The sequence below is a fragment of the Streptomyces sp. NPDC027185 genome, from assembly GCF_055567035.1.
This window is the reverse complement of the sequence record NZ_JBVHRF010000010.1, coordinates 1-14042: the sequence shown is the minus strand read 5'-3', so window position 1 is coordinate 14042 and position 14042 is coordinate 1. Positions and strand designations below refer to the sequence as shown.

The 14042-nt window shown below is 75.5% G+C and carries 16 protein-coding genes; 12 read left to right on the top strand and 4 right to left on the bottom strand.

What is annotated here, in order from left to right:
• The first annotated feature begins 15 nt into the window (after nucleotides 1-15).
• Genes ACZ4M8_RS27440 through ACZ4M8_RS27425 form a run of 4 tightly spaced genes read left to right on the top strand, consistent with a single transcriptional unit; the run spans nucleotide 16 to nucleotide 2696 of the window.
• Complete coding sequence (locus ACZ4M8_RS27440; RefSeq protein ID WP_399088623.1) at nucleotides 16-450, top strand: roadblock/LC7 domain-containing protein; 435 nt, start codon at nucleotides 16-18, stop codon at nucleotides 448-450.
• Nucleotides 447-803, top strand: a complete 357-nt coding sequence (locus tag ACZ4M8_RS27435; RefSeq protein ID WP_467611912.1) for a DUF742 domain-containing protein — start codon at nucleotides 447-449, stop codon at nucleotides 801-803. The genes ACZ4M8_RS27440 and ACZ4M8_RS27435 overlap by 4 nt, the downstream gene beginning before the upstream one ends.
• Nucleotides 784-1440: a GTP-binding protein gene (locus ACZ4M8_RS27430; RefSeq protein ID WP_467611909.1), complete on the top strand. Its 657-nt coding sequence runs from the start codon at nucleotides 784-786 to the stop codon at nucleotides 1438-1440. The genes ACZ4M8_RS27435 and ACZ4M8_RS27430 overlap by 20 nt, the downstream gene beginning before the upstream one ends.
• A complete protein-coding gene (locus tag ACZ4M8_RS27425; protein WP_467611906.1) occupies nucleotides 1437-2696 on the top strand; it encodes a cytochrome P450 in 1260 nt (419 codons plus the stop codon). Before ACZ4M8_RS27430 ends, ACZ4M8_RS27425 begins: the two co-directional genes overlap by 4 nt.
• On the opposite strand, the gene ACZ4M8_RS27420 is transcribed toward ACZ4M8_RS27425, so the two are convergent.
• The gene (locus tag ACZ4M8_RS27420; protein ID WP_467611903.1) at nucleotides 2671-3894 is read right to left on the bottom strand and encodes a cytochrome P450; all 1224 of its coding nucleotides are present in this window, start codon (nucleotides 3892-3894) and stop codon (nucleotides 2671-2673) included. The genes ACZ4M8_RS27425 and ACZ4M8_RS27420 overlap by 26 nt on opposite strands.
• A 454-nt stretch (nucleotides 3895-4348) precedes the next feature.
• On the opposite strand from ACZ4M8_RS27420, the gene ACZ4M8_RS27415 reads away from it, so the two are divergent.
• The 5 genes from ACZ4M8_RS27415 (at nucleotide 4349) to ACZ4M8_RS27395 (ending at nucleotide 8207) form a co-directional block, all read left to right on the top strand.
• A complete protein-coding gene (locus tag ACZ4M8_RS27415) occupies nucleotides 4349-5137 on the top strand; it encodes an SDR family NAD(P)-dependent oxidoreductase (RefSeq protein ID WP_467611900.1) in 789 nt (262 codons plus the stop codon).
• 144 nt (nucleotides 5138-5281) lie between these two features.
• Entirely contained in the window at nucleotides 5282-5887 is a 606-nt protein-coding gene (locus tag ACZ4M8_RS27410; RefSeq protein WP_467611897.1) for a TetR family transcriptional regulator, read from the top strand.
• Between the two features lie 48 nt (nucleotides 5888-5935).
• Nucleotides 5936-6151: a hypothetical protein gene (locus tag ACZ4M8_RS27405; protein WP_467611894.1), complete on the top strand. Its 216-nt coding sequence runs from the start codon at nucleotides 5936-5938 to the stop codon at nucleotides 6149-6151.
• A gap of 441 nt (nucleotides 6152-6592) precedes the next feature.
• On the top strand, nucleotides 6593-7660 hold the full coding sequence (locus tag ACZ4M8_RS27400; protein ID WP_467611891.1) for a cation diffusion facilitator family transporter: 1068 nt from the start codon (nucleotides 6593-6595) through the stop codon (nucleotides 7658-7660).
• Between the two features lie 25 nt (nucleotides 7661-7685).
• Nucleotides 7686-8207: a GNAT family N-acetyltransferase gene (locus ACZ4M8_RS27395; protein WP_467611888.1), complete on the top strand. Its 522-nt coding sequence runs from the start codon at nucleotides 7686-7688 to the stop codon at nucleotides 8205-8207.
• Between the two features lie 78 nt (nucleotides 8208-8285).
• Here ACZ4M8_RS27395 and ACZ4M8_RS27390 read toward each other — a convergent pair whose 3' ends face one another.
• Together ACZ4M8_RS27390 and ACZ4M8_RS27385 are read right to left on the bottom strand one after the other, a co-directional pair.
• On the bottom strand, nucleotides 8286-8699 hold the full coding sequence (locus tag ACZ4M8_RS27390) for a VOC family protein (protein WP_467611885.1): 414 nt from the start codon (nucleotides 8697-8699) through the stop codon (nucleotides 8286-8288).
• Between the two features lie 451 nt (nucleotides 8700-9150).
• Nucleotides 9151-9912, bottom strand: a complete 762-nt coding sequence (locus ACZ4M8_RS27385; RefSeq protein WP_467611882.1) for a hypothetical protein — start codon at nucleotides 9910-9912, stop codon at nucleotides 9151-9153.
• Nucleotides 9913-10115: 203 nt separating this feature from the next.
• Between ACZ4M8_RS27385 and ACZ4M8_RS27380 the strand changes: the two genes are divergently transcribed.
• Both ACZ4M8_RS27380 and ACZ4M8_RS27375 read left to right on the top strand, forming a co-directional pair.
• Nucleotides 10116-10859 (top strand): hypothetical protein, encoded by a 744-nt coding sequence (locus ACZ4M8_RS27380; protein ID WP_467611879.1) that lies wholly within the window; start codon nucleotides 10116-10118, stop codon nucleotides 10857-10859.
• A 46-nt stretch (nucleotides 10860-10905) separates the two neighbouring features.
• The gene (locus ACZ4M8_RS27375; RefSeq protein ID WP_467611876.1) at nucleotides 10906-11955 is read left to right on the top strand and encodes a hypothetical protein; all 1050 of its coding nucleotides are present in this window, start codon (nucleotides 10906-10908) and stop codon (nucleotides 11953-11955) included.
• 595 nt (nucleotides 11956-12550) lie between these two features.
• Here the strand turns inward: ACZ4M8_RS27375 and ACZ4M8_RS27370 are convergent.
• Complete coding sequence (locus ACZ4M8_RS27370; RefSeq protein ID WP_467611874.1) at nucleotides 12551-13492, bottom strand: NADP-dependent oxidoreductase; 942 nt, start codon at nucleotides 13490-13492, stop codon at nucleotides 12551-12553.
• A 288-nt stretch (nucleotides 13493-13780) separates the two neighbouring features.
• Here ACZ4M8_RS27370 and ACZ4M8_RS27365 point away from each other — a divergent pair.
• Nucleotides 13781-14042, top strand: a 262-nt coding sequence (locus tag ACZ4M8_RS27365) for an ATP-binding cassette domain-containing protein (protein ID WP_467611871.1), incomplete at its 3' end; no start/stop codon positions are given.

Sequence of the window (14042 nt, the reverse complement as noted above, 5' to 3'; positions counted from 1 at the left end):
GGAGGACGAGAGCCGATGACGAACACGACCGACCGCAGCCTCGACTGGATGCTGGAGAACCTCCTCCAGAAGACGCCGGGCGCCCGCCACGCCCTGGTGCTCTCCCGCGACGGCCTGAAGCTGTGCCACTCCCCGGGTCTGACCATCGATCAGGCCGACCAGCTGGCCGCCATCGCGTCGGGCATCCAGAGCCTGTCGCACGGCGCGTCCGTGGAGTTCGGCGACGGCACCGGCGGCATCCGCCAGGCGATGACGGAGTTCCACGGCGGCATCCTCTTCATAGTCGAGGCCGGACACGGCGCCCACCTGGCCCTCCTCGCCGTCGAGGACGCCGACGTCGGCCTCATCGGCTTCACCATGAACGAGCTGGTCGAGCAGATCGGCGACTACCTCGCCGCCGCGCCGCGCGGTGAGGGCGGCCGCACCCTCAGCCCGGAGCAGCAGGCATGACGCGGCTCGGTCCCGACGACGATCCGGACCGGCTCTACACCGTCACCGGGGGCCGCAGCCGCGCCGCCGACGACCGCCACCTCGACGTGGTCACCCTGATCGTCAGCGAATGCGATCCGGCGCCCGGCATGCAGTCGGAGCACGCCCGGATCCTGTCCATGTGCCGCCACCCGATGGCCGTCGTGGAGGTCTCCGCGGAGCTGCGGATGCCGGTGAGCGTCGTACGGATCCTGCTGTCGGACCTGCTGGACACCGGCAAGGTGACCGCCCGTCACCCCCGGGCGGTCGCCGCGGACCACCTTCCCGACACCGACCTGCTGAAGGAGGTGCTCGTTGCACTCCACCGCCTCTGACCCGGTCCCCGGAGCCGTACCGGCGCCGGACGCCCACGCCGCCCCGTCCCGCACCCCGCTGCGGGCCACCGCGGACAACGGTCTGAAAATCGTCATCGTCGGCGGCTTCGGCGTCGGCAAGACCACCATGGTCAGGTCGGTCAGCGAGATCCGCCCGCTGAGCACCGAGGAGACCATGACCCGGGCGGGCGTCGGCGTCGACGACCCGACCGGCGTGGAGACCAAGTCCACGACGACGGTCGCCTTCGACTTCGGCCGCATCAGCATCAACGACAGCGCCGTGCTGTACCTGTTCGGCGCCCCCGGCCAGGAACGTTTCTGGTTCCTGTGGGACCGGCTGTTCGCCGGGACGCTCGGCGCCGTCGTCCTCGTCGACACCCGCCGCCTGGACGACTCCTGGTACGCCATCGACCGGCTGGAGGCGCACGGCATGCCGTTCATCGTGGCGTGCAACGAGTTCGGCGGGCCGCAGCACACCCTGGAGCAGGTCCGCGAGGCGCTGGACCTGGCGCCCGGGATCCCGCTGGTGCGGTGCGACGCCCGCGACCGCGCGTCCAGCAAGGCCGTACTGATCGCGCTGGCCAACCATCTCTACTCCCTGTCCGCCCCTCACGAGAGTGCGAAGGCCACCCCGTGACCGAGCAGTTCCCCCCGCCCGGCTGCCCCGCGCACGCCGCCGCCCACCCGTCCGGCGCCGTCCGGCTCTACGGCGAAGGGCTCAGCGGTGACCCGGCGCGGCTCTACCGTGAGCTGCGGCGCGAGCACGGGCCGGTCGCACCGGTCCTGCTGGACGGCGACATCCCCGCCTGGTTCGTCCTCGGCTACCGCGAGGTGCACCAGGTCACGTCCAACAACGAGCTGTTCGCCCGCGACTCGCGGCGCTGGCACGCCTGGGAGTCGATCCCCGCCGACTGGTCGCTGATGCCGTTCGTCGGCTACCAGCCGTCGGTGATGTTCGCGGAGGGCGCCGAGCACCGCCGCCGCTCCGGAGCGATCAGCGACGCGCTGCTCGCCATCGACCAGTTCGAACTGCGGCAGATCTGCGAACGGCTCGCCGACGGGCTGATCGACGCGTTCGCCGGCAGCGGCGAGGCCGACCTGATGGCCCACTACGCACTGCGGCTGCCGCTGCTCGTCGTCACCGAACTGTTCGGCATCGCGCCGACGGAGGTGCCGCAGCTGGTCCACGACATCTCCGAGTCGCTGGACGAGGGGCCCGGCGCCATCGACGCGCACCAGCGGGTCGCCGCCCGGATGGCCCGCCTGGTCCACGAACGGAAGGCCCGGCCCGCCGCCGACGTACCGTCCCGGCTGCTGACCCACCACGCGAAGCTGGCCGAGGAGGAGGTCGTCATCGACCTGCTGGTGGTGATGGCCGCCGCCCAGCAGCCGACCGCCAACTGGATCGGCAACACCCTGCGGCTGATGCTGACCGACGACCGCTTCGCGGTGTCGCTCTCCGGCGGCCGCCGCAGCGTCGGCCAGGCCCTCAACGAGGTGCTGTGGCAGGACACCCCCACGCAGAACTACATCGGCCGCTGGGCCGCCCGCGACACCCAGCTCGGCGGACGCCGCATCCGCGCCGGTGACCTGCTGGTCATGGGCCTGGCCGCCGCCAACAACGATCCGCAGGTCAGCCCGGACTTCACCGCGCCCGGGACGGACAGCAACCAGGCCCACATGTCGTTCAGCCACGGCGAGCACGCCTGCCCCTACCCGGCCCCCGAGATCGCCGAGGTCATCGCACAGGCGGCGGTCGAGGTGCTGCTCGACCGCCTGCCCGACGTGATGCTGTCGGTGCCCGCCGAGGACCTGGTGTGGCACCCGTCGCTGTGGATGCGCGGACTGACCGCCCTCCCCGTGGAGTTCACCCCCGCGTACGCGCCGCGGTGAAGCGGACCGGCAGCGCGTCCAGGCCCCGGGTGAAGGTGCCTTCCTCACGCGGGGCCGCGCCGTCGGCGAGGGCGAGGTCGGGCAGCGCGTCCAGCAGCAGGTTGACGCCGGTCTCGACCTCCGCCTTCGCCAGCAGCGCGCCGACGCAGAAGTGCCGGCCCAGCGCGAACGACAGATGGTCGGCGGCGGCGGAGAACGCGGTGGTGGCCGCCAGATCGCCTCGGTGGATGTCGAACGTGTCCGGGTCGGCGTAACGCCGTTCGTCGCGTCCGGCGGCGCCGATCAGGCAGGTCACGGTGGCGCCCGCGGGGATCGTCCCGCCGGCGATCTCCACATCCTCGGACGGCTGCCGCATGATCATGTGGACCGGCGGGGTGTACCGCAGGGTCTCCGCGAAGGCGGGCGCGATCAGTGACCGGTCCGCGCGTACCTCGGCCAGCTGGTCGGGGTGGCGCAGCAGGTTGTACATCAGCGCGGAGAGCGCCTTGTCGGTGGTCTCGCCGCCCGCGGTGAGCAGCAGGGAGCAGAACGCCTTGATGTCCTCGTCGCTCATCCGCGTCCCGTCGATCTCCGCGGCGCAGAGCGTGGACAGCAGATCGTCGCCCGGGTGCGCGCGGCGTTCGCGGATGACCGGGAGCAGGTAGGCGGCGAACTCGTCGCGGGTGCGCAGTCCGGCGGCGGCGACGTCCGGGTCCTGGGCGAGGTTGCCGAGGAAGCCCATGATCGCGGTGTACCAGCGGTGGAAGCGGTCGTGGTCGGCGCGGTCGAGGCCGAGCATGTCGACGATGACGTTGATGGGGAAGCGGGTCGCGAACTGCGCGACGAGGTCGGCGCCGCCGTCGTCCCGGAACGCGTCGACCAGTTCACGGGCGTTGCGCTCGATGACGGGCAGGAACGCGGTCTCCAGGGTCCTGCCGCGGAACGCCGGGGCGACCAGTGCGCGGCGGACGGCGTGTTCGCGGCCGCTCATCTGGAGGATGGTGCGGCCGTGCACCGGCTCCAGCTGCCAGTCGTAGTTGCCGGTGGTGAACACCGGGTCCTTGAAGGCGCGCTCGACGTCCTCGTAGCGGGAGAGGAGGTAGCTGTCGGTGGCCGCGTGGTGGACCAGCGGGAAGTCGTCGCGCAGGACGCGGTAGGCGCCGTACGGGTCGGCGCGGAATTCGGGCGACAGGATGTCCGGCGGCACTGCTCGGCTCACGGGCACGGCACTCCTCGATAGATGTAGACGACACGCAATGGGGTGCGGAGGTTCCCGCACACCCGGCGGCCGCCCCCGCGCCCCCGCGCGGGGCCACAGGCACACCCAAGATCGTCTCGGACCGGCCACTTATCAAGAGCTCCCGCCCGCCGCACGCCCCGGAAGCGGACGCCCCCACTCCTCCCGTACAGCGCGGTGAAGCGACCCCATCACCCACCTGACCTGCGATTTTACCCACTCCTGACGAAGTCGCGAGACGCCCGGCCCCCGCCTTTGGATCTTCCGCCGAACTCTGCCCGGCCCCCTCACATGGCGTCACGCGTCACAGTGACACAACGTGCCATACAGGCGTACGGTGGAACTCCTGGGTCGCCGACCCGGGAAGCCACGGAGCGGAACGGGGACGCGACCGGGACGGACAACGGGGACCGAACGGGGACGAAGGAGAAACACCATGAACCGCTACGAAGGGCGCCGCGCGCTGATCACCGGCGGCGGCTCGGGCATCGGCCAGGCCACCGTGCTCCGCCTCCTCGCCGAGGGCGGCACCGTCGTCGCCGCCGATGTCAGCGAGGACGGACTGCGCGACACCGAGGCGAAGGCGGGCCCGCACGCCGCCCGGCTCACCACCCTGGTGACCGACATCGCCGACGAGACCTCCGTACGCGAGGGCGTCGCCGCCGCCGTCGCCGCGCTCGGCGGACTCGACGCCCTGGTCAACGCGGCGGGCATCCTGCGCTCCTCGCACACCCACGAGACCTCCCTGGCGGACTTCACCACGGTCCTCGACGTCAACCTCGTCGGCACGTTCCTGGTGATCCGCGAGGCGCTGCCCGCCCTGCGCGCCGGCCACGCCCCCGCCGTCGTCAACTTCAGCTCCACCTCGGCGCAGTTCGCCCACCCGTACATGGCGGCGTACGCGGCGAGCAAGGGCGGCATCCAGTCCATGACGCACGCGCTGGCGAGCGAGTACGCCAAGGACGGCATCCGCTTCACGGCGGTACAGCCCGGCTCGGTCTCCTCCGGGATGACCGACGGCAGCGGCGCCAGCCGGCGCAGCGTCGGCCCCGGCCTGCCCGACGACGCCGACATGAGCCTCTACGCCAAGCTCTCCCCCGCGCTGAACGGCGGCGGCTTCGCCCCGCCGGAGACCGTCGCCTCCGTCGTCGCGATGCTCGCCTCCGAGGACGCCGCGTTCGTCACCGGTACGGAGCTGCGCATCGACGGCGGCACCCATTTCTGACCGTCACCGGCCGCCGCACGGCCGGGCGGCCGCGGACCGGCACCACCGGCACACCGTGCCGCGGCGCCGGTCCGCGCCGCGGTGTCGGTCCGCGCCGCGGTGTCGGTCCGCGCCGCGGTGTCGCCCCGTGTCTAAGGTGGCCCGGTGAACCTCACCGAACGCCGTAAGGCCGCCACCCAACTGGAGATCGCCCGCGCCGCCGCGGCACTGTTCGCGAAGGACGGCTCGGACGGCACGACCGCGGAGGCCATCGCCGCACGCGCCGGGGTCAGCCTGCGGACGTTCTACCGCTACTTCCGCACCAAGCAGGAGGCCGTCGCCCCGCTGCTCTCCTACGGCGCGCACCGCTGGCAGGAACTCCTCGCTGCCGTGGACCGGGACGTCCCGCTGCCGGACGCCCTCACCCGGGCCGCCGCCCAGGCGATGGCCGACGAGGAGACCGCGACCGCGGAATCCCTGGAGTGGACCCGCGGCCTGCTGCGCGCCGCCGCCGGAGATCCGGCGCTCGGTGCCGTCTGGGCCCGCGTCAACCACGACTCGGAGGCACGGCTCGCCCCGCTGCTCGCCGAACGCACCGGCGGCTCCCCCGACGACCTCGACGTCCGGCTCGCCGCCGCCGCCGCGACCGCCGCGCTCCGCGTCGCCGTCGAGACCTGGGCGCTGAGCGACACCCCCGCCGCACGGGCCACCCCCGTCGCCGAACTGGCCACCGGGGCGATGCGGACCTTGACGGCGGGGTTGCGGGCCTGACCGCACCGCCCGCTACGTTGGGTGCCTTTCCGGGTACGAGGAGTCGTCATGGGCATGTTCGAGGCACGCGGTAACAAGGACGGCACGTGGTACATCGTGCATACACCCGACGGGCACCTCGCCCACCTCTCCCACCCCGACGGCAGAACCCGCGCGGCCGTCGGCATCGCCACCAAGACCGAGGCCGAGGCCGCGGCGGACGCCCTCAACGACGAATACCACCGCGCCGTCCGGGCCGCCGGGACGACGAGGGACGGCACCTGACCCGTCCGGAACACGACGCGGCCCACCCGGCACGGGCGGGCCGCAGGAGCCGTCCGCCCCGCGGCTGTCCGGGCGGCCCCGCGTCACCGGGACGAACGGCGGGCCGGCCGGCGCATTCCACGCCGGCCGGCCCGCCGTTCGCCGTTCCCGGGGCCGAGTCGCGCCGCTCCCGGAGGCGAGCGGACAGGCGGCGCGGGCGCGTGGCGGGGCGCGCGCGACGGCGCGGGGCGCGGCGGGGCGATGCGGACACAGGGCGTACCGGAGTCTTCCGCTCCACTCCACATACGCCAGAACCACCGTCCTGACCTGCGGCTTTGCGCCGTTCGACGGGAATGACAACGGTCACCGGTGCAGCCTTTGGAGATCGGGCGGAAGTGCGGTTTGCTTCGCGTGGACGACCCAGGAGAACGACCCAGGAGGACGACCAGGAGGGAGCGCGCCTTGAGTGAGCACGCCCACGGGCACCACCCGGGCGGGGAACCGCCGCACGGCCACCGTCCGGATCATTCCCACGCCCACGGCCACGGCGGACACAGCCACGCGCACACCGTCTCGCCCGACGCCGACCGCCGCTGGCTGCGCGCCGCGCTCGTGCTGATCTGCGCGTTCATGGCCGTCGAGGTGGTCATCGGCGTCGTCGCCCGCTCCCTGGCGCTGCTCTCCGACGCGGCGCACATGCTCACCGACGCGGCGTCGATCGTGCTCGCGCTCGTCGCCATGCGGCTCGCCGCCCGGCCCGCCCGCGGCGGCTACACCTACGGCCTCAAACGCGCCGAGATCCTCTCCGCCCAGGCCAACGGCATCACCCTGCTCCTGCTGTCGGCCTGGCTGGCGTACGAGGCGGTGCGGCGGCTGATCGAACCGCCCGCGGTCACCGGCGGACTGGTGCTGGTCACCGCGCTGGCGGGCGTGGTGGTGAACCTCGTCGCGACGTGGTTCCTCTCCCGCGCCAACCGCTCCAGCCTCAACGTCGAGGGCGCCTACCAGCACATCCTCACCGACCTCTTCGGCTTCGTCGCCACCGCCGTCGCCGGGCTCGTCGTGTGGACCACCGGCTTCGCCCGCGCCGACGCGCTCGCCACCCTCGTCGTCGTCGCGCTGATGCTGCGCGCCGGGTACGGGCTGGTCCGCGAATCCGGGCGGATCTTCCTGGAGGCGGCGCCCGCCGGGATCGACCCGGACGCGCTCGGCGACCACCTCGTCGCGGCGGACGAGGTCGCGGAGGTCCACGACCTGCACCTGTGGCAGATCACCTCCGGACAACCCGCGCTCTCCGCGCACATCCTGGTGGCGCCGTCCGGCGACTGCCACAAGGTCCGCCGCCGCCTCCAGTCCCTGCTCGCCACCGACTACGGCATCACCCACGCCACGCTCCAGGTCGACCACGTCGGGGAGCAGGACGCCGACACCGTGCTGCACGTCGGCTCCGGACCCGCGCCCGAGGAAGCCCCCGGCCACTGCGAGGACGCCCACGGCCCGGTCCACCGGCGCGGGCCGCACCACCACTGAACCGCCGGCTCCCGGAAGGAACGCCATGCCCGTACCGCGTCCGGCCCGCGTCACCGACCACCCCGCGCTCGTCCGCTGCGTCCAGCACTGGTGGGGCGACTCCCGCACCCCCCAGGAGGCCCGCGAGCTCTCCCTCCTGCTGCCGCGGCTCTTCCTGCGGTTCTTCTCCCGGACGAGCCTGGTCCTGGAATCCCCCGAGGCGGGCGACGACGGCGGGGTACGGGCCTTCCTCGTCGGCCTGCACGCGCCGGAGAACACCACCGACGCGTACATCCACTTCGTCGGCGTCCCCCCCCCCCGGCTGCGGGGCCGGGGCGTGGGCCTCCAGCTCTACCAGGCGTTCTTCGCGCAGGCGGCGGAGGCGGGCCGCACCGACGTCCGCGCCGTCGTCTCCCCCGGGAACGCCGCCTCCCTCGCCTTCCACCAGGCGATGGGGTTCGCCCCCGAAGGCGCCGGTGACCGGACGGTCGGCGGGCTGCCGGTGCACACCGACTACGACGGGCCCGGGGAGGACCGGGTCTGCTTCCACCGGCGGATCGACGGGTGACGGCGGCGCGCGGCCCGGCTCGGCCGGTGCCGGGCCGGGGGCGCGCGCCGGACGGGGGACGGGGCGCGCGGGCGTGTCCTACGCGCTGTGGTCCTCCGTGCTGTGGAAGAGCTGGATCAGGTTGCCGCAGGTGTCGTCCAGGATCGCGGTGGTCACCGGGCCCATCGCCTGCGGTTCCTGGGTGAAGCGGACGCCGAGCCCGCTCAGCCGCCGGTGTTCGGCGGGCACGTCGTCCACGGCGAACGAGGCGGCGGGGATGCCGTCCAGGAAGAGCGCCGCTTTGTACGGCGGAACGGCGGCGTGTCCGGAAGGCTCCAGGAGCAGTTCGGTGCCCCCGGGGTCCTCCGGGGAGACCAGGGTCAGCCAGCGGTCCGCGTCCGGCCCCTCGCCCAGCGGTACGTCGTGCTTCGTCTCGAACCCCAGCACCTCGGTGTAGAAGCGCTGGGCCTTCGCCTGATCATCGACGAAGACGCTGGTCAGATGGATTCTCATGGAGTGCCCTCCGGTACCGGGACCTGATCCGCCGAGGCCACGGACCCCGGCGGCGCCGGACCCGCCACCCGCGAGAACCCGCCCGCCACGACGGCACGGCCCGCTGCTGCGCCCCGACGGTATGCACCGTAGGCGGCCCCCGTACGGCCATCAAACGGGGCTGGGCCGGTGGGGGGCGACAGGGTGCCTGGTAGCGGGGCGCGTGGGGGGACGGTCCGGGGGGGGGAATGGGGCGGGTGGCTGCGGGGCCGGTGGGCTGTTCGGCCGCCGGTGCGGCCGGTGGGACGCGGCGCTGTCGGAGCCGGCGGTCGCGGGGCCGGTGGGGCGGGTGGCTCCGGGGGCCGGTGGGCTGCCCGGTCGCGGGAGCGGGCCGGGTGCGGTCGGCGGGGCGCCCGCCGGCCGGGGGCGCCCGCACGGTGGCCGCGCTCCGGCGGGCGTGCGCTGCGTGCGGCTACGCCGCCGCCAGATGCCGGAGCAGGGGACGGTCGGCGGCGCGGGCCGGGTCGAGGAGGGCGGCCGTACGGCGTTTGGCGGCCAGATCGGCGAGGACCGGGCCGGGAGCGTTCCGTACGAGACCCGGGCCGCCCGCGATCAGCACACCGGTGTCCCAGAGGGGGCGCCCGGCGCCGTCGAGCACGGTGCCCAGCTCCTCGCCCTGGGCACGCAGGGCCGGACGCCAGGAGTACCACGCACCCGCCACCGCGGCGGCCTCCCGCGCCAGCCGCTCCTCCGCCGCCCAGCGCTCCCACGCGGCCCGCAGCGCCGCGTCCCCGACGGGGGCGGCACCGGGTGGGCCGGGGGCGCTCACCGGAGTGCCGGGGCGGCCCGGGGCACGGGGGCCGCCCGGTGCGGGGTCCGTGGCCGCCGCACCGGGACCGGTCGTCCCGCCGGGGTCCGCCGGGGTGGAGCCGTGCGGGGCACCGGCCTCGTCATCCGTGCCGAAGCCGGGCGGGAGCCAGGACGGGCGGTGGCCGGGGAGCCCGGCGTACGGGGCCGTCAGCAGCCGGAGGAGTGTGGCGTGGCCGGGGCGGGACGGGACGGCGGCGGCCCGCAGGGCGCGGCGCGCGGTCAGCTCCGCCGCCCACCGTTCCTGGCGCGCGTACAGGTACCGCGCCACGGCCTCCGGCACGTCGGGCACCTCCTCCATGTCCACCGCGCCCGACGCCCCGTCCGCCCGCAACCGCTCGTCGAGAAACCTCAGCACCACCTTCACGGGGCGCATTCAACCCCGGGCGGGGCACGCCCGGGAGCGGGGGGTACCCACCCAGGGACAGGAGGGTGCCCACCCGGGGGCCGCGACCCTGCCGGGCCTGGCCCGCATCCGGCCCCGTCGGGGCCCACCCGCGCGGGTGAACCGCGGCCGTGCCCCGGTGGGGGCGGGGGGCCGGGTGCGGTGGGCGGTGCTCGGATGGGTGGATGCGAACCCTCCTCCTGAGCGCCCTGCTGTGCACCGCCGCCCTCCCCGGACGCGCCGTGGCCGCCGGGCCCCCGGCGGAACCCGCACCGCCGCAGGTGGCGGTCGAGGTCAGCGACGGCATCGACGCGGCGGAGGCGGGCGACCGGCTCGACTACCGCATCACGCTCCGCAACCTCGGCTCCGTCCCGCTGCGCGGCGCCCGCGTCGAAGCCCGGCTGCCCGCCACCACCGAGTCCGCCGAGGCGCCCGAGGGCCGTGTCACCGCCGACCGCACCGCCGTCTGGCACACCGACCTCGCCCCGGGCGGCCTGCGGGTGCTGACCGCCGGCGTCGTCCTGGGCGACCGCGCCGACGGGCCCACCGGCGCGCCCGGCACGCTCCGCGCCGCCACCACTGTCTGCGTCCACGCCCCCGGCTCCGCCGCCCCCGCCGCCTGCTCCGGCGACATCGACGACCTGCCCGAGACCCACGGCGCCACCCCGGGCCCCTCCTGGGCGTCCTGGGGCCCGTGGCTGCTCGTCGCCGGACTGCTCGCGGGCGCGGGGCTGCTGCTGCGACGGCGCCGCGCCACGGCGGGGACCGCCGCCCCCGGTGCCACGTCCCCGGCCGGGCCCGTGCCCGGCCCCGCCACGGCGGGGGACGCCGCCGCGACGCCCGCCGGCGGCCCCGCCGCCACGGCGGGCGCCGCCACCGCGCCCGCGTCCACCACGGCGGCATCCGGATCCACCACGGCCCGCACCTGAGCGGCGGTCCGGTGGTCGCCGGGCCGGCCACGGAAGGAGCGACGACGTGACCGCGAGCGCGCCCCTGGGCGGGGGCGGCCGCCGTACGGCGCGCGAGGAGGCGCCCCGCGCCCCCCGGCGGCCGGGGCGGGCGGGCGCCGCCATCGTGCTGCTGCTCCTCGCCGCGCTGCTGGCACCGGTCGCCCTGGCCGGTGGCTGGGCCCGCGACCAGCTCACCGACACCGACCGGTACGTCGCCGCCGTCGCGCCGCTCGCCCGCGACCGCACCGTCCGGAACGCGATCGTCGACGACGTCACCGACGGGGTGATGGACCACGTCCACCTCGACGGACTGCTCTCCGCCATCCCCCGGCGGCAACGCCCCGCGCTGCGGGAGCGGTTCACCCGCGGTATCCGCGAGTTCGTCGACAAGCAGGTCCGGCAGGTCGTGACCGGGCCGGCCTTCCCCGGCCTGTGGCGGCAGGTGCACCGCACCGCCCACCGGACCCTCGACGCCGCCCTCTCCGCCCCCGGGAACGCCGCCGTCCGGCTCGACGTCGCCCCGGTCATCGAGCGCGTCAAACACCAGCTCTCCGCCAACGGGCTGGGCATCGACATCGCCCGCCGGGTGCCGCACACCGGCACCGAGATCGTGCTGCTGCACGCCGCCGATGTGCCCCGGGCCCGCGCCGTCCACCGGGCCGTACGGGCCACGGCCCGGCTGGCGCCCCCCGCCGCGGCCGGCTGCCTCGCCGCCGGACTGCTGCTGGCCCGCCGCCGGCGCCGCGCCCTGACCGCCACGGCGCTGCTCTGCGCCGCCGCCACCGCCCTCCTGTCCGTCGCCCTCGTCCCGCTCCGCTCCCGGGCCCTGGACGCCCTCCCGCACGCGGTCCCGCGCCCGGCGGCCACCGCGTACGCCGACGCCCTCACCGCCTCCCTGCACACCGGCATCACGGCGCTGCTCTGCGCGGCCCTGCTCACGGCCGGCCTGACGGCGGCGAGCGGCCCGGTGCTCCGGACCGTACGGGCCACCCGGCAGCGCCACCGGAACGACGCCGCACGGCGGCCGGAGGCCCCGCCGACGGAACCGGCGGCGACCGAGCGACCGGGCGGCTGAGCCGGTACCGTGCGGGGCCGTTACCGGGCCGCGCACCCGGAATCGGACGAGCCCGGCCGCCACACCCGAGGGGCCGCCCCCGGGTGGCGCACCCGAGGGAGAGACCGGCACCGGACCGGGCGCACGGCCACCGGGGTGCCGAGGCCGGGCGGCGCGAGGCCGGGCGGCGCGCCCGAGGGACGGCCGGGCGGGGCAGCGCACCCGAGAGCCGAGCGCCGCACCCGGAGGACAGACCCCGCCCGGCCCCGGGGAGCCGGGCCGCCGCCCCGGGGAGACGGCGGGCGCCCGGCCAGGGGCAGGGCAGGCACCCGGCCCGAGCGCCCGCCCGACAGGCACGGAACCGAGCGCCCCGTACGGGGGGGCGGCCGTCCCGAGCATGCCCTGCCGCACCGCGTACCGACCGGCGCGCCCGGAACCGGGCGGCGCCCGGACAACCACCGGCCGCCCCCGGCGCGCAGGACCCGCCAGGCGCCTGCCGCCCCAGCCCCGCACACACCGGCGCGGCCCCGCAGGAAGCTCCCGCGGGGCCGCGCCGTACCTCGGGTCGGTCCTTCGCGCCCCGGGCCGTACCGGGGCGCGGCGGGCCGCTTCGTGCCTACATGACCAGCACCGTCTTCCCCTGGGCCCGGCCTTCGCGCTGCGCCGCGACCGCCTCCGGGGCTTCCTCCAGGGGGATCTCCCGGCCGACCAGGACCGTCAGACGGCCCGCGTCGAGGTGCCCGGCGAGGATCTCCAGGAGCTGGGGGGACGGGCGGTTGACGAAGTTGAAGCCGCGGAGGTTGTGGTCAGTGAGGACGTCCGCGTCGGCCGCGCCGACCGTCGACACCGCCGTTCCGCCGTCCCGTACCGTCCGCATCGTCTCCGCGAAGGCGTCCGCGTCGCTGACCAGGTCGATCAGGACGTCGACGCCTTCCGGGTGGGCGGCCAGCACCTGCTCGGCGACGGGCCCCGCCGTGTGGTCGACGATCTCGGCGGCGCCCAGGGTGCGCATCAGATCGGCCAGTACCGGGCGCGCGGTCGCGATGACCTCGGCGCCGCGCCCGTGGGCGATCTGCGTGGCGAAGGAGCCGACGCCGCCGGTCGCCCCGACGATCAGCACCCGGCTGCCCTCCCCGATGCGGGTCTCCTCGACCAGGTTGTACGCGGTCATCCCGGCCGTCGGGACCGCCGCCGACGTCGCGTAGGTGACGCTGCGGGCCGCGTGGGCGAGGGAGTGTTCGTCGGCGAGGGCCAGCTCCGCGTACGAGCCGCCGCCGCGCTCGGGCCGCTGGAACGTGCCGAACACCGCGTCCCCGGCGGTGAAGCGCCGCACGCCGGTCCCCACGGCCAGTACCTCGCCCGCACCGTCCGCGCCCATGACGAGCGGGAACGACGCGCTGACGGCGTCGCCGAACATCCCGCCCGCGATCTTCCAGTCGATGGGGTTGACCCCGGCGGCGGACAGCCGCACCAGGACCTCCCCCGGCCCTGGTTCGGGCTGCGGCAGCTCAACGAGCTGCGGCTCGGCACCGAATGCGCTGACTGCTACGGCTCTCATCGTGTCCCTTCCACCCGTCCGACCGGAGGCCGGGCGCGATCGTAAGCACGCCGGACGGGCCCGACGCGGCAGGCGGAAAGGCGGCGCCCCCGAAGCAACTCGGACGGCCCCCGCGCCACGCCCCATCCGGGCGCCGCACCCGATTGCCGGGCGACCGCGCCACCGGGCGGGCCGCACCTCCGCGCCACCGGGCGGGCCGGGTGGCCGCGCCGCCCGGTGGCAGGTGGCCCGCCCACCCGATTGCGCGGATGAGGGGACCGGCGCGGCCGGGCGCGCTGGAATGGGCGGATGATCCGCTTCGAGTCCGTGACCAAGCGTTATCCGGACGGGACGACCGCCGTCGACGGTCTCTCCTTCGAGGTCGCGGAGGGGGAACTCGTCACCCTCGTCGGCCCGTCCGGCTGCGGCAAGACCACCACGATGATGATGGTCAACCGGCTCATCGACCCGACCGCGGGCACCATCTCGGTGGCCGGCCAGGACATCGCGGGCACCGATCCCGTCCGGCTGCGGCGCCGGATCGGCTACGTCATCCAGCAGGTCGGCCTCT

Bases quoted from the DNA above. Each gene is read 5' to 3' on its own strand.
- ACZ4M8_RS27440 (WP_399088623.1), top strand. From the start codon at position 16: ATGACGAACACGACCGACCGCAGCCTCGACTGGATGCTGGAGAACCTC.
- ACZ4M8_RS27435 (WP_467611912.1), top strand. From the start codon at position 447: ATGACGCGGCTCGGTCCCGACGACGATCCGGACCGGCTCTACACCGTC.
- ACZ4M8_RS27415 (WP_467611900.1), top strand. From the start codon at position 4,349: ATGAACCGCTACGAAGGGCGCCGCGCGCTGATCACCGGCGGCGGCTCG.
- ACZ4M8_RS27405 (WP_467611894.1), top strand. From the start codon at position 5,936: ATGGGCATGTTCGAGGCACGCGGTAACAAGGACGGCACGTGGTACATC.
- ACZ4M8_RS27395 (WP_467611888.1), top strand. From the start codon at position 7,686: ATGCCCGTACCGCGTCCGGCCCGCGTCACCGACCACCCCGCGCTCGTC.
- ACZ4M8_RS27390 (WP_467611885.1), bottom strand. From the start codon at position 8,699: ATGAGAATCCATCTGACCAGCGTCTTCGTCGATGATCAGGCGAAGGCC.
- ACZ4M8_RS27380 (WP_467611879.1), top strand. From the start codon at position 10,116: ATGCGAACCCTCCTCCTGAGCGCCCTGCTGTGCACCGCCGCCCTCCCC.
- ACZ4M8_RS27370 (WP_467611874.1), bottom strand. From the start codon at position 13,492: ATGAGAGCCGTAGCAGTCAGCGCATTCGGTGCCGAGCCGCAGCTCGTT.